Source organism: Agrococcus sp. DT81.2 (assembly GCF_049844935.1).
Taxonomy (GTDB): Bacteria; Actinomycetota; Actinomycetes; order Actinomycetales; family Microbacteriaceae; genus Agrococcus.
In genome coordinates, this window is record NZ_JBNCLZ010000012.1 from 1 (window position 1) to 16,783 (window position 16,783).

Here is a 16,783-nt window from a genome sequence, read left to right on the forward strand (position 1 = left end):
GGTTCAAGTCCCGTTACTCACCCTCGAATAACCCGCGGAAACACGCGGAAGTTGGCGGAAGCGAAGGCCACGTGCCAACACTTCCGCCAACATCGGGCTCGAACCTCCAAGAAAGAGAGCCCGCATGGCATCCCTCCACCCCCGCCGACGCGCCAACGGCGACGTGTCTTGGCGTGTGCTGTTCCGCATCGGCGGCAAGCAAGCGCAAGAAACGTTCAACCACGAGAAGGGCGCGCTCGAGTTCATCGCCCTCGTCGACCGCGTCGGTGGTGACGCTGCACGCCGCACACTCGAAGCTCGCCGCGAGAACGCTGGCGTGCCAACACTCCGCGAGTGGACCGCCCGCTACCTCGACCCGACGTCCGGGCTCCTCACCGGCATCGAACCCGGCACGCGCCGCGACTATCAGCGCATCGCCGAACGCTCCTTCCTCCCCATCCTCGGAGACATGCCCGTCAACGCGATCGAGAAGCCAGACATCGGCAGGTGGATCGAATGGCAGGAGCGGCAGCCGTCCGGGCGCGTCAAGGGCGCGACGATGGCAGCGAAGACCGTCCGCAACTACCACGGGCTTCTCTCGTCGATCCTCACCGCAGCCGTCGAAGCGAAATACTCGGACTCGAACGCCGCGCACCGTACGCGGCTCTCTAAGGGCGGCAAACGTGAAGGCGTGTTCCTGTCCCGCCCAGAGTTCCAGACACTCCTAGAGCGCGTCCCAGACCGCTACAGAGGGTTCGTGCTATTCCTCGCCGGAACCGGTGTGCGCTGGGGTGAAGCGACCGCCCTCACATGGGGCGACATCAACCTGCACACCACTCCCCCGACCGTCCGCATCGACAAGGCGTGGAAGAAGACCGCCGGCGGGCCAGCCGTGCTCGGCATCCCCAAGTCGTCCAAGTCTCGACGTACCGTGTCCCTATGGCCCGAGCTCGTCGATGCGCTCGGCACACCTGGCCCAGCCAAGTCGCTCGTGTTCGCCGCCGACAAGGGCGGGAAGCTCTGGCCTGGACGGTTCCACGACTCGACGTGGCGGCCCACAGTGAAGGCCGCGAACGATGCCGGGATGGAGAAGACGCCCACGATCCACGACCTGCGACACACGCACGCGTCGTGGCTGATCGCTGCGGGCGCTCCCCTGCCGTTTGTGCAGGCACGGCTCGGTCACGAGAAGATCACGACGACCGTGGACACGTACGGGCACCTGCTACCCGACGCTCATGTGCAGATGTCGGCGATCATGCAGGACACGCTCGCGGGTGCGCTGTCGTCGCCGCTCGCTCTCGAGGCGTAGACGCACAAAGACAGCCCCTCACGCATCGTCGCGTGAGGGGCTGTCTCGTCTATCGTGTGCGCTTGGAGTAACGCGCGTGTGCTGATTGCCGGGTGACCCCGAGCGCGTCGGCGACCTGTTGCCAGGTCAGCCCGTCTGCCTCGCGGTTGTCGACGGCCCAGCCGATCTGTTCTTCGACGGCGGCGCGGAGTGCGGCGAGATCCTTGATGCGGTTGATGGCGGGTTGCTCGTCGGTGTCGCCGGCGTGCCACGCGAAGTCGCGAACGACCTGGTAGGCGTTGCTGTCGGCGCTCATGCGTGGGCCGGGATGAGTGCGTCGATGTAGGTGGTGATGGGGCGGGACTCGCCGCGGGGGCCGATGTCGTAGCGGGTGATGGTGGGGAAGGTGGTGGGGCTGCTCATGGTGTCAGTCTGTCCTGACAGGCGCGCCCTTGTCAAGCAATCCTGACGCGGCGTGTCGTGGCACTCCCCCGGCATAGAGTCACACGCATGCCCCACCTCACCCTCGGCCCCAGTGGCGTCACCTTCAGGCTGCCCGACGACTTCAATGCGGAGACGCTGAGGCAATCAGTGATGACCGCCCGACTCGTGCGTATCCCGATGCACGAGGACGAGGCGACGACTGAGCTGTGGCTGAATGCGGGTACTGCGCCGTGGTGGACGATCAGCGAGTAGGCCACACGTTAGGCCCGTATCGTGTGGCGTCGGCTGACTGGGTCACCACTTAGGGGCCGTGGTGGACGATCTCGGAGTAGACGTCTGTGGGAGGTGCCGTCACGTCATGCGTGATGGTGTGTGTCCGTCGTGTGGTTGGGTGCCGGCGCTGGTTGAGGGGCCGCTCGAGCCGAAGCCGGGGGATGATGGGGCGGGGATCCGCGGGTGGTGAGCGTCCCAGATGTAGCACATTTAGGCCACATATGGCCACATTCGCGGTAGACTAGGGGCACACGTAGGCCGGGAGGCACCGCATGAGCGAACCGATGAGCGCAGGCAAGTACGCCATGACGATGCATCTGAGCGAGGAGATGTGGCTCGACTCGCTCGCGATGAAGTACGGCGGCGACTTCGCGCGCAAGGTCAAGTCGCGCACCGAGACGCCACCGACCGAGGCGGAATGGGCGCTGTACCGGGAGGCCGTCGACCTGCTCAAGAAGCTCGAAGCGAACCCGTACTTCCAGGTTCACGGCTACGACTACGAACTGTTCGTCGAGGAGCCGCGCCCCACCGTGCACGTCGAGTACGCGGAGACGGAGGCTGAGTACGCCGCTCGTGTCCGCACCCTCAACACGGACGACTACGAGCCGCTGATGAGTCGTCTGCTGCGCCAGTCGATGTCGGCATTCGCGCGGGAGAGCGCGCGTTGAGCGAACCGATGGTCGACGGGCTGACCGATTCCCAGCGGGACTACTTCAGCATCCTCGAGAGCCTGGACCCCAGTCCCGAGATGCAGAAGTCGATCGAGCAGGCGAAGGCCGACCTCGCGTACCGCGCGCGCCGCGGCGAATACGAGCGGCTTGCGCGGGACAAGCCGCAACGCCGCCTCATGCGCCGGTTCCGTGCCTGGCTGGCACGCTAGCGTCTGTGGCCGCCGCTACGGTCGCCCTCATGGACATCCTTGACGCATACGCTCGTGCCCGTGACCTTGGCGGCGATGTCGCGGAGGCCGAACACAAGGGCGAACCGTTGCCGATCCCGCGTGCCCCGTCCGCAGATGAGCTGTGGCGCGCCGTGATGGGTGATGTGTCGCGTGCCGACTACCCGACGAACACGTTGAGGCAGATCCGGGCCGAGTTCGAACGCGGGTACTCGATGTACTGGTAGCCACATCCGGCTAGCTTTGTCCCATAAGTGGCACAAACACTACCCATATGGGCACAAGTGCGGTACGCTTGACACATGACCACCTCCCCAAGAGTCGACCTGAGCAGGGTCGCAGAGATCGCCTTCGCTTCCATAGCCGAAGGCAGAGGGCATGTCGCCGCTGTCCGCGACGAACTTGGCGTCTCTGGCTCGACGGCCACCCGCTACATCGCCGCCGCCCGGGCCGAGGGGCTGCTGCCGAGCAAGGAAGCCACGGCATCAGCGACACGGAACCCGAAGGCCGCGGCCGTTGCCGAAGCGCTGGGGGTCACCTACGAGGCGCTAGTGGCCGCGGTGATCGAGCACGCGGACAGCGACCTCCGTATCCTCGGAGCGCGCCACCGCCGGCAGGAGGACTGACATGACCGAGCCGATTAGTGACGAGCGACTTGCTGAGATCCGCCACTGGGTTGGTGAGCACCGAGTGTTCACCAGCGACGCCGAGGAACTGCTGGCCGAGGTGGACCGGCTCCGCGGTGCACTCGCTCGCGTGGAAGCGATTCACGAACGGGCCGAGGTATACGACGGCGAGTTGGGCTTCTGCAAGAAATGCGTGGATCTCGAAGGTGCCTGGTGGCCGTGCGCCACGATCCGCGCCGTAATCGGTGGAGAGAACTGACGTGGAAACACGAGTGAGCACAGCGCAGATCGATGAGGTCGCGTCGCGCATGGGACTGCCACCGCTGATCAGGCGTGCCGACCCGCCAGCCGGATTCCCCGGATTCGCGCCGGTCGAGGCGGCCGAGTGGACGAAGCCGTTCGTCTACCTGCACTCCGACGCGTACGACAGGGCCTGCGACTGCGGGGAACGGGAGTGGGAGATCGAACTTGCTCGCGGCTGGTACTGGGTGAGGCATCGCACCTTCTTCACGCAGGCCGAGGCACTGTCGGTCGCCGCCCGGCTCGGCCCTGACCACCCCGACATTTCCAGCGACCGACGCCATGCGCTGACGCCCAGGCACGGGCTATGAGCGAGCCGATGAGTGTCGGTGGCCTAGCAGAGAAGCTGGATGAGTCCGTCTTCAAGCACACCAGCACGAGCCTCGGAGACCTCGCCGCGCACCGTGTCGCGGCTGACCTGCAGAGCGTGCTGGCGGATGTGTGGGACGAGGGGCACGCCGCCGGATACTGGCGGAAGAACCCCTACCGACCCGAAGCCACCCCGTGACTCGATAGGCACAGGCTTTGCCTATCGTTGCGCCATAACGACGAAACCGCCCCACCGCTCTAGGCGATGGGGCGGTGCTTCGTTCAGTGCCGGTGCATGTGCTTCCAGACGCGTCCTGCTGCGTCTTCGATCGTGTCGGACAGCCAGTTCGACCCGATGATCGCGAGCGCCACCGTCACCTCGCAGATGCGATACCAGAGCGGGTCACGTCGGCGCACATCAGCGAGGAACTGATACGACGCCATTATCAGGTGCCTGCGGGCGGGTCGGGACGGTACGACGTCGGCTGCTGAGCCAGGCCCAGGAGCCAGCCGAACTTGGGACTGACGTAACGCTCGAGGAGCCGGAACAGCAGGTAGTACGCGCCAGTGAACGCGGCCGTGATGAGGATCGTGAGCGTCGCCTCGAACTCCGCATCGAGGGCGATGTTCGCGGTCGTCAGCCACGAGATGAGCGCGCCGGCCACGATGGGGACGAACGTGCGGGTGACGCTGGCGAAGAATGCGTCGAGTGCGGTCTTCATGGTGCCTCCTACGGCTGGGTGTCGAACAGGTCGGAGATGTCTTTCGGGCGCACCCGGAACAGGTAGCGCGGTTCCATGCCGAGCTGGTGGCGGAGTGAGAAGTAGAGGTTCCAGCACGCCCAAGCCATCGGCGTGTAGACGACGACCTCGGCAACCCACCGCCACTCTCCGAAGTGGATGAAGCCGGTGAGGATGAGGAGGGTGATCGTCGCTGCGAGGCCGCGGGCGAGGTACATGATCGCCCTGCCCGGGCGGGTCGACTTCCAGTCGGCGTTCGCCTGGTATGTCGCAGCGAACAGGACGACCGCGATGAGCGCGGACAGTCCGATGAGCTCGCCGACCCATGCTGTCCACGGCGCGATGGCGATGGTGAAGCCTCCCATCACGCCCTCCTCTGCGCCCACGCGTGGACGATCGCTTCCCCGAAGTGGTTACGGATCACGCGGCCCTCGATGTGGTCGTTCTCGCGCATGATGTGAGCGCGCTGCTCGACGGCCCGGTCGCGTGCGATCTCGGCGTCAGCGATCGCGTCGAGCGCGTCGGTGTCTGCCGGTGGCCGGCGGAACCAGTCACGTAGCCTCATGCCGTCCCTCCTTTGGAGGGGTCATCGAGTCGAGCGCGCGCTTCACGAGGTCCAAGGAGCGGATCAGTTCGGAGGTGTTCTTCTCGTGCTCCATGCGCGCCTCGTGCTCTTTCTCATGAGCGGCCCGCCAGTTGTCGCGGTCGATGCGTGCTTCGTCTAGCCGGAACTTGGGGACGATTCGGCCGGTGAGGATGAGTGCGACTGCGAGCCCGAGTAGTACTCGCTCCCAGTTCTCGCCGACTGCTGCGAGCGGTGCGAGCCATTCGGGCATGCGCGGCTCCTCTTAGTCGGCGGAGCGGCGGTGCGCTTCGTCGTTGACGGCTACGGCGATGCGTTGCACGTCGTCGTCGGACAGGGACTGCATGATGTCGGCGAGCGCGGATGCGAGTGCGCCTGCGTCGACCGTGCCGCCGCCTGTGCGTCCGTAGAGTCCCTGGACGAGCGAGAGGATCGCCTGGTCGTACGTGTACCCGTCCGACGTGACCTGGGATGCGCGGATCGCGCGCGCTAGTGCGAGCAGCTCTTCCTGCTCGTTCGAGTCGAGTGCCATGAGGAACTGCCTTCCTGTCGATCCGCTGTCACCGACCGCGACTGTGGGGTTGCCTGTCTGCCATGACGACGTGTTGCCGTCGATGTCGCGGGCGTCTTTGATGTGCGGCCACGGATCGGTTTCGATGTCGATGCGGGGCCAGTGGCGTTCGAGGTGGAGGTGTACGCCGGTGGTGTTGCCGGTTGCTCCGATGAGGCCGATCTGTTGGCCGTCGCGGACACGGTCGCCGCGCTTCACGTCCACGCGGGAGAGGTGCCCGTACCACCAGAGCGACCCGTCACTGTCGAGGCGGAGCATGACGTTGAGTCCTGCAGCGCCACCGCCGAGGTTGATGCCGGTGATGGTGCCCGCGCCGACCGCGTAGGCGGGGATGCGTGATCCCTTGACGATGGGCGTGAAGTCGACGCCACCGTGGAACGCCGGCGACCACCGCCCGTTGCCGAGGGGGATCGGTGTGCGCGGCCCGAACATGCCCGATTGGCGGGTGAGTTTACGGCTGACTGGATAGGCCATGTCCGCCTCCGATCCGTTGTTGCTGGTCGATGTATCGGGTGACGCAGTCGACGCACACGCACGGGCCAGGGAAGGTGCAGGTCATCGGCGGTGGACAGGGCAGTGAGGGTCGGGGACGGCGATCTCTCGCACGTCCCCAACCTCACGAATGCAATGACAGACCATCGCTAGACCGTCGCCCCCGCAGCGTCCTTCCACACCGACCCCGACGACCAGATCGGCTTACCCAACGTCGTGTCGAACCACTGAGCACCAGCCGGCACCGACGAGGCCACGGGCCGCTCCGCCGTCGTCCCAGCGCCCGTCCGCACCGTGTTCGGCTTCCCGATCACCAGATTGCGTCCGAAGTACTCGCGACGGCCGTGCTCCACCAGCTCCTTCGGCTGCCGGACGTGCAGGTTCGCGACACCAGCACCACCCCAGTTGTTGACCTGGTCCATGTAGTTGCCCTTGAGGACTTCGCCCCAGGAGTCGCCCGAGATGTCCCCGTCAATGGTCGTGCCGTTGCCGACGACGTACGCGGTCGGTGTCGTCGTGGATTCGACCGGGCAGATGTACTTGTTGCCCTGCGCGTTGAACGTCGCGTTGACCGAGCTCGAGAGGTTCACGAACCGGAAGTGCTCGTTGAGGTACACCATCGCGCCGAACAGGTTGATGGAGAAGCCGGTACGCCCGGACGCTTCGATGCCGATGCAGTTCGCGGACGCGGGCATCGACGACTCGAAGTAGGTGCCGAAGATGTTGAGGCCCTGGTTGTCGCCCACGCCGATCCCGACCGAGTACTTCTCGATCGACCCGCCGTAGATGTTCAGTGACCGTGCGGCACCCTGGATCGCCCTGCCCAGGACCGTCCCGTCGCTGTTGGACATGTTGAAGCGCGGCGTGACGAGGGAGATGTTGTAGCAGTTCGTGTTCCGCAGCCCGACCGCGCAATACGACCACTCGCAGTTGATGAACGTGGAGTAGTAGGCGCGCGTGAGGTGCACGGCGGTCGCCCACTGGTAGAAGCCGACGTTCTCGAAGCGGGGGTGGCTGCTCGACTCCGACGTGCCCGTCTGGACGCCCACGCACGTTCCGGTACTGAATCCCGGACCCCACACGAGCAGGTTGCGGAGGGTGACGTTCACGCCGAGCGCGAGCCCCACCTGCGCACCGGTGAGGCCGGTGAAGTTGAGGCGGACGCGGGGCGTGCCGCCCGTGCCCAGCATCTGCGTCGGCCCCTCGATCGTCTGGTGATCGAGGGTGGTGAGCGGGCCGAGCTTGTAGTTGCCGAGGCCGAACGCATCCCCGAGGGAGACGCGCCCGCCGACACCGGCCGCGTTGATCGCCGCCTGGAACGCGGCCGTATCGTCCGTGACGCCGTCGCCCTTCGCGCCGTACTGCTTCACGTTGACGCTGTTGGAACGGGCGGCGAGCTCCGCTGTGAGCGCGGTGCGTGCAGGCCCTGGGAGGGTGAGGTTCTGTGCGATTGCTTCGGCTGTGGGGACGCCGTTCGTGCCCGGAAGCCCCTGCGGCCCGCGCACGTTACCGACCGTCTTCGTCGTCGTCGCGGTCCCACTGTCGGTGCGGGTGATCTCGTCGAGCAGCAGGTTGTCGCCGACGACCCGCGGGTTGACGACGTCGTTGCCCTTGATGCCCTTCGGCCCCAGCAGCGATCCGAGCCGCTTGCGAACTCCAGCCATTACGCGCTCCATTCCACGAGCTCACCGTGCTCGACTGTTGTGCCATCGGGGGCGGTGTAGACGGGCAGTGGTGCGCCGCTGTCGGGGTCGAACGTGGGTTCTGTGTAGAGCCACAGCATCGTCGAGGCTGGGGGTGTCGGACCCTGCCATGCGAGTCCCCATGCCGTGTCGACTACGGCGATGTCGCCGATGCTCCCGCCGTCTGCGGGGACGAACACCTTGACGGTGAACGCGTCATGCCGGGTGTGACCCGTCGACCCGTAGCCGGTGGGGGTCAGGTAGTAGCCGGTGATGATGTAGTGGAAGCCGCGTTGCAGGACGTCGGTGGTGGGGATGACGTCGAACGTGAACGCGCCGGTGGTAGCGTCGGGCGTGACGGTTTGCGGTTCCTGCGATATTGCGGATCCGGTCAAAGTCGTCGCCGACGTCGAGGGGTGGATCTGTACCCGTGGTTGTGCGCCTGCGGGGACGGGTGCGCCCGAGATCGTGACGTAGTTACCAGTGACGAGCGCCACGTTGTACCCCCTTGGGTCTAGACAGGACGGCCCATAAGGGGCACAATATGGACACATCAGGCCATGAAAGACCCAGATCGGGCACAATCTGGCCACTAGTCGGGAGACACGGGACCATGAGGAAGTACGCGGCAGCCGCGCTAGTCGCAGCACTCGCGCTCACCGGATGCGCGAGCGCCAACGCCGCCAGCGTCTCCATCGCGAAAGCCAGCCCCGCCCCGACGCACTCGAACATCTACGAGGCCGTCTGGCAGAACTGGGACGGCACCGACCGGCCCGACGAACGCTGGATCGACACCGCCGCGATGCTCACCTGCAAACAGATCATCGGCGGCATCGACCCGCGCGTCGTCCGCGACCACGCACACAACAACGAGGTCGTCGTGGCCGCCGCGGAAGCCCACGTCTGCGAGATCGACCGCTAGGCGGAATCCTCGACGGGGGTCGTCGTGACCGCCTGATCCGTGTGCACCACCCGTAACAGGTACGGGCTGAGATTGAACGACAACGTCGTGTCCGGGTTCAGGCCCAGAGCTTCCGCCGCCGCGACGAACTGTGCAGTCGTGACCTGCATGACCATCCCCTATCAGCCACCCGGCATTTGCGGCGGGTGCGTTGTGTGGTTGTAGAACGCCGTACGCAGCGCGTAGAACTGCGACGTGAACGCCGACCACTCACTCGCAGTCGGCCCACCCGAACCCTCAAGCGCAGCAATCCGTGGCGCGTGGTTATCGACAGCGTTCTTCGCCGCCCAACCCACAGCAAGCGCCGACGTCGCATCCGACTGCGCCGAAGACGCGACACCCTCGACCGACGACATGCGCGGCCACAGGTTGTCCGTAGCCGACTTCGCAGCGTTCGCTACACCCTCGGTCGCGGCCATGCGCGGCTCGAGCCTGCCGACACGTCCCGTCACGTCGTCAATGCGGTTCGACGCGTACGCGAGCCGCTCCTCAGTACCCGCGAGCTTCGTGTCGACGTCCTCCTGCACCGTCACCCACGAGCCGCCGCTACGGATCAGAAGCCCCGACTTACCACCCGACACGCCAATGCCGGCGATCGGGTTCCCGGACCCATCCACAACCTCAAGCGTCCCCGCAGAGATCGACGAGTTAGCCAACCCGTTCGACGTCTCCAGGTCGTAGATGCGTCGCTTCAGGTCACGGATCTCCTGCATCGGATCAGCGAGGTTGTCGATCTTCACCGAACACCTACCCTCATCACCTCAGAAGGACCACCCGACACGGACGTCACATACTCGTCACGCCAACCAGCCGCGACCCGCTCATCCCCGTCATGCCAGATGCGCACCGTCGAACCAGGACGCAGCTCGTGAGGAGCCCACGAACCGTCCATGACCATGTCGAACGACCAAGCCGTAGTTGCCGTCCGGTGCGCCTTCAAGTGCGCCATCGCGAGCGAGTCAGCCTCCGACTGCACATCCACCTTCGTGAACGACACCGGAGCATCCATGTCCGGGATCGACGGGCCAGCAATACTGCCCGCCTTGCCCACAACCCGTCGATGACCCTGACCCGAACCGATCCCGAACACGCCCGTCAACTGCTTCGACCCATCGACGATCACCTTCAGCCCGTCAATGTACGAGCCCGTAGCGCGCGACTCGAACGTCGGCCCATCCAGACGCGGACTACCGATCTTCAGCCACCACTCGAGCTTCCCCGACGACGACCACACCGGATCGAAGTAGATGTCCGGGCCGCCGTCACGGTCCTGCACCTCACGCAGCAGATCCTCAACGAGCTTGAACTCGTTCCACGGCTCATGCTTCGACTGCGTACCCGCCTCGTCCGCGGGGAGGATGATCGGCAGGTGGAAACTGTCGCCGGGGATGGAGTGGAAGCCCGCCTTGACGATCGCGCGAGCGATACCCCGCCACGACTTCCCCGACACGTCGAACGCGAACCCCGCGTTGTACGTCGGGACCGAGAACGGGTAGCGGCGTGACGCCATCGCGCGCATCTCGATGGACGCGACCTTCGATACCCCGCTTGCCCCGTCCCACGTCTCCCGCTCGATGAGGCCCGCATACATCGCGAAGCCGTCGAGCGAGTGGACGATCGTCCGGTCACGCGGCCGCAGCAGGTCATCCCAGTCAGACTTCGTCAGGCCCGAACCGCGAACCACAACATCGCAGGTGCCCTGGCCGGCGGTGTTCGCGAGCGTCTGATACGGCCAATCCGCGACATCCACGTTCGTCAGTCGTGTACCGGACTTCGTATCGACGATCTGGTGCGTCCACTGCGGCATGACGCCTCCGATGTCTACTTGTATGTGTCGGGGATCTCGCCCGTGCACGTACCCGAACCAGTCCCGCCAAACGACCACGGCTGGGTAACACCGCCAGGCACCGACCATGTACGCGGGAACGACACACCGCCAACCAGCAGCGACCCATTCCGGTACACGCGACCCGTCGCGAAATCCACGACATCCGTGGACCCAGACGCGAGCGGCGAGTTGACCTGGAACGACGGCTTACCCGTCGCGAAGATCGAATAACCAGACGGCTGCGGACCCGACACGACGAACCGCGGATAAGCGGGAGTGTTGCCGTAGTGGTGCAGAGTCGCCGGCACATTCGCCGCGACCGGCCCAACCGTGTGCAAGTCACCGAACTTCACCGAATCCGGCACCCACAGCTCGACCTGATAGTCAGCCCACGGGAGCGCACCCTGCGGATCGAACCGAACCTTATCGACGTGAGCGTTCACCCACCGCGACTCCGGCCACGCAACCGTCGCCCTCTGCTCCAACGACTCGAGGCCCGACAGCGCATCGTTCATGTACTGCACGTCAGCGATCGACGACCCGTGATAGCGGCCACGGAACACGACCACACGATCCGTCGCATAACCCTTGATGCTGAACGAACCAGGCCCACCCTGACGCGCGATCGTCCCGCGCTTCACACCAGGCCCACCAGTCCAACCAGTGAGCGACGAGACAGTGAACCCGGTCGGGGAAGGAAGGTCGCCGCCATGAAACACGAAATCAGCGATCCGAATATGCACGCGACCCTCCCTCTCCCATTACCTGAGCGCCCAACCGAACGCCGCAGCAGCCTTATCCGCGAACGCCGCCTCCGACATGCCAGGAGCAGGACGCACATCAATCTGAACCTGAGCACCACCACCAGCCGGAGCCGGCGCGGCCACATTGATCACCGGACGGAACGACGGCGACTGCGACGGCATAGCCACACGACCACCCGACGCATACCCAGGGAACGCACCAACCCGCATCTGCTCAAGAATGTCCAGATACTTATCCGTCATCCGCGTCGGCATGATGTACTCGCCACCACCGAGGCCGACCACGGACCCGTTCGACAGGAAGCCCAGCCGGTCGTCATAGCCAGGCGCATAGCCGGGGATACGGCCACCATCCGCGAACCGGCCAATCTGGCCCGGACGGACGATCGTGCCCGAAGGCATCCCGTTCACATCCACATCGACGGCGAGCACGCGACGCTTCGTGATGAAAGCGAGGAGTGCCGCCTCAGCCGCCGCAGTGTTCAGCGTCACATCCGTCGACGCCTCAGCCGGGATGTCGACAATCGCATCTGTGTAGAGCCGCGCCTGGTCCTCGGCGAGCTTCATGCTGCCCGCGACACGCTCGATCTCTGCACGAGCACGGTCCTGGAACGCCGCGACCTCCTCGGCAGACTTGCCGTTGTTCGCCATCGCCTCAGCCGCAGCCTGCGCGTTCTCCGCAAGCGCCTGAAGCATCGCGTCAGCGTCACGTCCGGCCTGCTCGCCCAGGTCGAATCCGCCCGTCATGGCGTCGATCGCCGGGACAAGCGCGTCCTCGCCAGTCATCGCCTCAGCGATGTCGTCGATCGACTGCTCGAACGCAGACATCGCATCCTGCGCGCTGAAGAACAGATCCGTGATCGCCTTCGTCGCCTCGTACAAGCTGGCGGCTTCCTCGGTCGCCTCGCCAAACGCCGTAGCGACCGTCTCGACAGCCTCAGCCGCATCCTCAGCGGTGAGGCCCACGCCAGCCTGAGCATCACGCACCAGACCCAGGACCGACACGGACTCGCCAGCCTCATCCGAAGCCGCAGCCCACGCATCCCGAAGCTCAGGCATCGACTCGAGCAACACAGCCATCTGCTCGTCGTTGTAACCCAGCGTCTCACCGAAGTGAATGAACGCCTCAACCGCCGCGTTCAGGTCCGTCGCTGCGAGATCCCCGAGCCCCTCACCAACCTGCGTGATCCGCGAGTTGAAGTCCGAGAAGTACGCTTCCCAGTTCGACGGGTCGAACGATGCGAAGAAGTTCTCCGACAGGCGCGTGTTCTGCTCAAGCAGCGCGCCCGCGTTCCCCACATCGAACTCGAACCCATCGACCGTGTTAGCGAACCCCTCGTTAGCGAGACGCAGCAGGTCGATCGCGTTCGCGCCATCCTGAATCGCCGCAGAGAACTCCGACGCCTTAGGCCGCGTGTTCTCGAACGCGATACCCAACGCAACCAGCCCACCAATAGCGAGCCCAGCGACACCAGCGACACTCAGCGCCGTAAGCGCTCCAGACGCCACCCCAGCAGAGACGCCAAGCGTGCCAAGCGCGACACGGAACTCCGCGATCTTCGGGACAGCAAGGAGCGCCGCGCCACCAACCAGCCCCACCACGCCAACCAGAGCACCCAGCCCCAGCAGCGCCGACTGCGCCACAGGGTCCATGTCGCCCAGCATCTCGACGATCCCCGTCAGCGACTGCGTCATCCCCCGCAGAGGACCATCGCCCGCCGCACCCAGGTTGATCATCAACGTCTCGAACGCGCCACCAAGCTGCTCAATGTCGCCCTTCAGGTTGTCGAGACGGAGCGCGGCAGTCTCAGCCGCATACCCCTGCTCATCAACAGCCTCAGTCCACTCACGCACACCCTCAGCGCCCTGCTCATACAGGATCGCCGACGTACGAATAGCGTCCTGACCGAAAATCTGCGCGAGAGCCTGGTTCCGCTGCTCCTGCGTCAGATCCGCCAGCCGCTCCTGCAACTGGCCGGCCATGCCCTCAACACCGATGAAGTCGCCCTGCGCGTTGTAGAACGACAGGCCGAGCTCATCCATGAGCGCAGCGGACTCCTTGGTCGGGTTCGCGAGCCTCAGCAGCATCGACCGGAACGACGTACCAGCGTCCGAACCGATCAGACCAGCCGACGCGAACGCCGTCAAAGAGCCGACCGTCTCCTCAATCGACAGGCCCATCTGCGCCGCCACAAGACCCGACTGGTTCAGACCAGCCGCGAGATCCGCGACACCACCCTGCGCCTTACCAGCACCCGCAGCGAGCAGATCAGCGATGTGCGTGACATCAGACCCGGACTTCCCGAACTGAGTCATCGCCGACGCCGCGATCTCCGCAGCGTCAGCCACCTCAATCTCACCAGCCGCCGCCAGATCCAGCGCACCATCAAGCGCGCCACCCAGCACATCAGCCGTCGAAATACCAGCACGCGCCAGGTTCTCGATCGCCGCAGCAGACTCAGTCGCCGAGAACACCGTCCGCTGACCAGCCTCGAGCGCCGCATCCGACAGGAGCTGCATGTTCTCCGCAGACTCGTGCGTCGCCGCCTGCACACCAGACATCGCCGCATCGAACTGCGCGAACGCCGCAACAGCCGCCGTCACACCAGCCAGAGCCAGCACACCGACAGTCGTCGCCGCAGCACCCACCTGGTTGAACGCGTCACGCTGGGCCGCGAGCCCCTGCTCGACCGTCTGCGAAGCGTCGCGAGTCTTCCGCGCCGCCTCGTCGAGTCCCTGGATGTACTGCTTAGCGTCAGCGATCAGCTTGACGGAGACGGTACGGTCGGCCATCACGCCCCCTCAATGTCTAGATGTCGCGGGCAGGAACCTTCCGCGCGTGGAAGGCGATACCGGTCATGTCGGCCTTGTCGCCGCCGTTCTTGGCGCGCCAAGCGTTCTCGTGGCGTGCCTTAGCGATGTCGACGTAGTTGATGACCTCGTCGAACTCCCACCGGAAGTCCCCATCGGGGTTCTCGGCGGTGTCGTTGTACGCGTCCCAGCGCGGGACGCCGTTGTGCTCAATCGAGTTGTCAAGGTCGATCGCAGCCAGGGCGAGCGACCTCTGCCACTCATCCCATTCACATTCACGAGTGACGACGGAGGCGACCAGCAGCCCAGCATCGTCATACTCGTACGCGACCCGCTCGGTCGCCTCCCAGCCGGTAAACCGCTTATGAGAGACGCCAAGCCTGGTCGCCGCAGTTACTTCCCGGCGGAGTTGCTGGTCGCCGGCGAGCCTTTTACCAGGAGCCCAACAAACTGCTGACCCACAAGCTGATTCACACCAATCACGGCATAAATCAGCGTCTGGAAGTCACCGCCACCGATCTTCTCGAGGATCTTCCCCCACTGGCCCGCGTTGATGTCCTCGACCTTGTCGCCGCTGACCCGCTTGCCGTGAGTGATGAGCGCCTGCCGCGCCACAGCCTCAAGGTTGTAGCCCTGCGCCTCATCCTGACGATCACCCTTACGCGGCGGATTCTTGCTCTTGAGCGCCGCCCACTGCGTACCAGGCACCGCAAACACACGGATCGTCAGCATCCGCTCACGCAGCTCATCAGCGAGCGCGTCCAGCTTCTTCTTCGCGACAGCCGCCGGCGACTTCGCGCCCAGACGCCCATCAGCATCGTCCTTCGACATCGCCTGCTCAGCAAGCGCATTCCACTCAGCACGACGCGCCCCATCAAGGCAAATACGCACATCCTCGAACGCAGGCGTCGCCTCATCCAGCAGAGCATCAAGATCAGTCAATGTTGTCCCCTTGCAAACCGTGTTTATTTTGTTTACTTCGCCCCATTGGTGATGACCCTGGCCGGGGCGGGACAAACCCCGACCAGGGAGCCATAATCAGACGTCAGGCCGCGACCAGAACGTCCGTGTACTTGCGCTGCACAAACAGCGTCGTCGTCTTCGTCTGCTTGCCACCAGTCGCACGGTTCTTACGAGGCTCACCCACAACCGCCGAATACACGTCAACCTTCTGGTCAGCAGCGAAGTCCTCCTCAACCCGCACCGAATCGCGGATCACGTAGAACACCTCATCGCCCTCAACCAGCAGCGTGTCCAGCACCAGCTCGTCATCGCCGTAGAAGTACGTCACCTCAAGCGAGTGAGAGATCGTGCCAGGAGCCTCAGGAACATCACGCAGCGACAGGCGCGGGTCCGTGACCGTAGCCTGCGACGACGTCGCGTTCAGACCGTCCGTCGTGTGCTCATACGTGACATCAGTCGCCCCATTCAGAGCAGCCGCAGACGGTGCGGACGGGTCGGGAAGATCAGCCTTCGGGATCACGACGATCGCGAGGTTCTCATCCACATCAACGTTGCGGGGAATGTTGACAGTACGCGCCATAATCACGCGCCTCCTTCCGGGTTAGCCCCAGTCGGGGCGGTAGAGGCGGACCGGGCGGCCTGCTTCTTAGTCTTAGCGCCCTCTGCAGGGCCGAGGATGAAGTAGCCGTTCGGCCATGCATCCAGGAACTCGCGCGTGAACTCGCCCACCTTGCCGGTGTCGCGGTCACGCGCTCGGATCAGTTCAGCCATGTGGGCTGCTCCTTACGGGCCAGAAGCCCACTCGTAGTCATCGGCCAGGAAGTAGACGGCCGGCGGGACGGAAGAATCGAGCCGCATAGGATCGCCGCCCGTGTGCTTCACGGGCGACGACGAACGACCAGGGACCGGGATACGCGCACCGACCAGGCGGGTCGAAACCTTGTCCGCAAGCCACTGAGCCTCATCCGGCACCGAACCGATGCAGTGGATCGTGTGACGCGCGACAAGAGGACGCTGACGGCCAGCCATCCGATCAACCTCGTGATCCATCGACTGCGAGAACACCAGCACGTAACGGGGAGGTGCCTGGCCGTCGACAGCGCCATCGAAGACGATCGACGCGAGATCGGGCGCGTCTCGCAGGTAGGCGAGGAGCGCCTTCGTGTGTTCCCGAGACGACATCTACGGTCCCCGATCCTGAGTGTTTGTGTCCATTTGGGCTTCCGTTTCGTATCTACAAACGGTAGAATTGAGGTAACCTCAGGAGG

At 64.9% G+C, this 16,783-nt stretch carries 28 protein-coding genes; 10 read left to right on the forward strand and 18 right to left on the reverse strand.

Annotated features, from left to right (window positions below; translation table 11 throughout):
• Positions 1 to 124 precede the first annotated feature (124 nt).
• The gene (locus ACLQ21_RS15320; RefSeq protein WP_425664833.1) at positions 125 to 1,291 is read left to right on the forward strand and encodes a tyrosine-type recombinase/integrase; all 1,167 of its coding nucleotides are present in this window, start codon (positions 125 to 127) and stop codon (positions 1,289 to 1,291) included.
• A gap of 49 nt (positions 1,292 to 1,340) precedes the next feature.
• Here the strand turns inward: ACLQ21_RS15320 and ACLQ21_RS15325 are convergent, their stop codons facing one another.
• The gene (locus ACLQ21_RS15325; protein WP_425664834.1) at positions 1,341 to 1,586 is read right to left on the reverse strand and encodes a hypothetical protein; all 246 of its coding nucleotides are present in this window, start codon (positions 1,584 to 1,586) and stop codon (positions 1,341 to 1,343) included.
• Positions 1,587 to 1,780: 194 nt separating this feature from the next.
• On the opposite strand from ACLQ21_RS15325, the gene ACLQ21_RS15330 reads away from it, so the two are divergent.
• The 8 genes from ACLQ21_RS15330 to ACLQ21_RS15365 all read left to right on the forward strand — a co-directional run bounded on the left by ACLQ21_RS15330 (position 1,781) and on the right by ACLQ21_RS15365 (position 4,319).
• Positions 1,781 to 1,966: a hypothetical protein gene (locus tag ACLQ21_RS15330; RefSeq protein WP_425664835.1), complete on the forward strand. Its 186-nt coding sequence runs from the start codon at positions 1,781 to 1,783 to the stop codon at positions 1,964 to 1,966.
• Positions 1,967 to 2,259: 293 nt separating this feature from the next.
• The gene (locus ACLQ21_RS15335; protein ID WP_425664836.1) at positions 2,260 to 2,655 is read left to right on the forward strand and encodes a hypothetical protein; all 396 of its coding nucleotides are present in this window, start codon (positions 2,260 to 2,262) and stop codon (positions 2,653 to 2,655) included.
• 8 nt (positions 2,656 to 2,663) lie between these two features.
• Entirely contained in the window at positions 2,664 to 2,867 is a 204-nt protein-coding gene (locus ACLQ21_RS15340; protein ID WP_425664837.1) for a hypothetical protein, read from the forward strand.
• Between the two features lie 29 nt (positions 2,868 to 2,896).
• Entirely contained in the window at positions 2,897 to 3,112 is a 216-nt protein-coding gene (locus ACLQ21_RS15345; RefSeq protein WP_425664838.1) for a hypothetical protein, read from the forward strand.
• Positions 3,113 to 3,187: 75 nt separating this feature from the next.
• Positions 3,188 to 3,511, forward strand: coding sequence for a hypothetical protein (locus tag ACLQ21_RS15350; RefSeq protein WP_425664839.1), 324 nt, complete (start codon positions 3,188 to 3,190; stop codon positions 3,509 to 3,511).
• Position 3,512: 1 nt separating this feature from the next.
• On the forward strand, positions 3,513 to 3,770 hold the full coding sequence (locus ACLQ21_RS15355) for a hypothetical protein (RefSeq protein ID WP_425664840.1): 258 nt from the start codon (positions 3,513 to 3,515) through the stop codon (positions 3,768 to 3,770).
• A 13-nt stretch (positions 3,771 to 3,783) separates the two neighbouring features.
• Complete coding sequence (locus ACLQ21_RS15360; protein ID WP_425664841.1) at positions 3,784 to 4,122, forward strand: hypothetical protein; 339 nt, start codon at positions 3,784 to 3,786, stop codon at positions 4,120 to 4,122.
• Between the two features lie 8 nt (positions 4,123 to 4,130).
• A complete protein-coding gene (locus ACLQ21_RS15365) occupies positions 4,131 to 4,319 on the forward strand; it encodes a hypothetical protein (RefSeq protein WP_425664842.1) in 189 nt (62 codons plus the stop codon).
• 83 nt (positions 4,320 to 4,402) lie between these two features.
• Here ACLQ21_RS15365 and ACLQ21_RS15370 read toward each other — a convergent pair whose 3' ends face one another.
• The 8 genes from ACLQ21_RS15370 to ACLQ21_RS15405 all read right to left on the reverse strand — a co-directional run bounded on the left by ACLQ21_RS15370 (position 4,403) and on the right by ACLQ21_RS15405 (position 8,685).
• Entirely contained in the window at positions 4,403 to 4,564 is a 162-nt protein-coding gene (locus ACLQ21_RS15370; RefSeq protein ID WP_425664843.1) for a hypothetical protein, read from the reverse strand.
• A gap of 2 nt (positions 4,565 to 4,566) precedes the next feature.
• Positions 4,567 to 4,842, reverse strand: a complete 276-nt coding sequence (locus ACLQ21_RS15375) for a hypothetical protein (protein WP_425664844.1) — start codon at positions 4,840 to 4,842, stop codon at positions 4,567 to 4,569.
• Positions 4,843 to 4,850: 8 nt separating this feature from the next.
• Positions 4,851 to 5,225, reverse strand: coding sequence for a putative phage holin (locus ACLQ21_RS15380; RefSeq protein ID WP_425664845.1), 375 nt, complete (start codon positions 5,223 to 5,225; stop codon positions 4,851 to 4,853).
• On the reverse strand, positions 5,225 to 5,425 hold the full coding sequence (locus tag ACLQ21_RS15385) for a DUF7620 family protein (protein ID WP_425664846.1): 201 nt from the start codon (positions 5,423 to 5,425) through the stop codon (positions 5,225 to 5,227). Before ACLQ21_RS15385 ends, ACLQ21_RS15380 begins: the two co-directional genes overlap by 1 nt.
• Positions 5,412 to 5,696, reverse strand: coding sequence for a hypothetical protein (locus ACLQ21_RS15390; RefSeq protein ID WP_425664847.1), 285 nt, complete (start codon positions 5,694 to 5,696; stop codon positions 5,412 to 5,414). Before ACLQ21_RS15390 ends, ACLQ21_RS15385 begins: the two co-directional genes overlap by 14 nt.
• 12 nt (positions 5,697 to 5,708) lie before the next feature.
• Positions 5,709 to 6,488, reverse strand: a complete 780-nt coding sequence (locus ACLQ21_RS15395; RefSeq protein ID WP_425664848.1) for a M23 family metallopeptidase — start codon at positions 6,486 to 6,488, stop codon at positions 5,709 to 5,711.
• A gap of 167 nt (positions 6,489 to 6,655) precedes the next feature.
• Positions 6,656 to 8,170 (reverse strand): glycosyl hydrolase family 28-related protein, encoded by a 1,515-nt coding sequence (locus tag ACLQ21_RS15400; RefSeq protein WP_425664849.1) that lies wholly within the window; start codon positions 8,168 to 8,170, stop codon positions 6,656 to 6,658.
• Positions 8,170 to 8,685, reverse strand: a complete 516-nt coding sequence (locus ACLQ21_RS15405) for a hypothetical protein (RefSeq protein ID WP_425664850.1) — start codon at positions 8,683 to 8,685, stop codon at positions 8,170 to 8,172. Before ACLQ21_RS15405 ends, ACLQ21_RS15400 begins: the two co-directional genes overlap by 1 nt.
• Before the next feature lie 116 nt (positions 8,686 to 8,801).
• Between ACLQ21_RS15405 and ACLQ21_RS15410 the strand changes: the two genes are divergently transcribed.
• Positions 8,802 to 9,110, forward strand: a complete 309-nt coding sequence (locus ACLQ21_RS15410) for a hypothetical protein (RefSeq protein WP_425664851.1) — start codon at positions 8,802 to 8,804, stop codon at positions 9,108 to 9,110.
• Here the strand turns inward: ACLQ21_RS15410 and ACLQ21_RS15415 are convergent.
• From ACLQ21_RS15415 to ACLQ21_RS15455, 9 genes are all read right to left on the reverse strand, one after another.
• The gene (locus ACLQ21_RS15415; protein ID WP_425664852.1) at positions 9,107 to 9,259 is read right to left on the reverse strand and encodes a hypothetical protein; all 153 of its coding nucleotides are present in this window, start codon (positions 9,257 to 9,259) and stop codon (positions 9,107 to 9,109) included. The two genes, ACLQ21_RS15410 and ACLQ21_RS15415, sit on opposite strands and share 4 nt — an antisense overlap.
• A 12-nt stretch (positions 9,260 to 9,271) precedes the next feature.
• The gene (locus tag ACLQ21_RS15420) at positions 9,272 to 9,889 is read right to left on the reverse strand and encodes a hypothetical protein (RefSeq protein ID WP_425664853.1); all 618 of its coding nucleotides are present in this window, start codon (positions 9,887 to 9,889) and stop codon (positions 9,272 to 9,274) included.
• Positions 9,886 to 10,956 (reverse strand): hypothetical protein, encoded by a 1,071-nt coding sequence (locus ACLQ21_RS15425; RefSeq protein ID WP_425664854.1) that lies wholly within the window; start codon positions 10,954 to 10,956, stop codon positions 9,886 to 9,888. The genes ACLQ21_RS15420 and ACLQ21_RS15425 overlap by 4 nt, the downstream gene beginning before the upstream one ends.
• 14 nt (positions 10,957 to 10,970) lie before the next feature.
• Positions 10,971 to 11,720 (reverse strand): hypothetical protein, encoded by a 750-nt coding sequence (locus ACLQ21_RS15430; protein WP_425664855.1) that lies wholly within the window; start codon positions 11,718 to 11,720, stop codon positions 10,971 to 10,973.
• 18 nt (positions 11,721 to 11,738) lie between these two features.
• Positions 11,739 to 14,534, reverse strand: a complete 2,796-nt coding sequence (locus tag ACLQ21_RS15435) for a phage tail tape measure protein (RefSeq protein WP_425664856.1) — start codon at positions 14,532 to 14,534, stop codon at positions 11,739 to 11,741.
• Positions 14,535 to 14,945: 411 nt separating this feature from the next.
• A complete protein-coding gene (locus ACLQ21_RS15440; RefSeq protein WP_425664857.1) occupies positions 14,946 to 15,494 on the reverse strand; it encodes a hypothetical protein in 549 nt (182 codons plus the stop codon).
• Positions 15,495 to 15,597: 103 nt separating this feature from the next.
• A complete protein-coding gene (locus ACLQ21_RS15445) occupies positions 15,598 to 16,095 on the reverse strand; it encodes a hypothetical protein (RefSeq protein ID WP_425664858.1) in 498 nt (165 codons plus the stop codon).
• A gap of 2 nt (positions 16,096 to 16,097) precedes the next feature.
• Positions 16,098 to 16,286, reverse strand: a complete 189-nt coding sequence (locus ACLQ21_RS15450) for a hypothetical protein (RefSeq protein ID WP_425664859.1) — start codon at positions 16,284 to 16,286, stop codon at positions 16,098 to 16,100.
• A 12-nt stretch (positions 16,287 to 16,298) separates the two neighbouring features.
• Positions 16,299 to 16,697 (reverse strand): hypothetical protein, encoded by a 399-nt coding sequence (locus tag ACLQ21_RS15455; RefSeq protein ID WP_425664860.1) that lies wholly within the window; start codon positions 16,695 to 16,697, stop codon positions 16,299 to 16,301.
• Positions 16,698 to 16,783 lie beyond the last annotated feature (86 nt).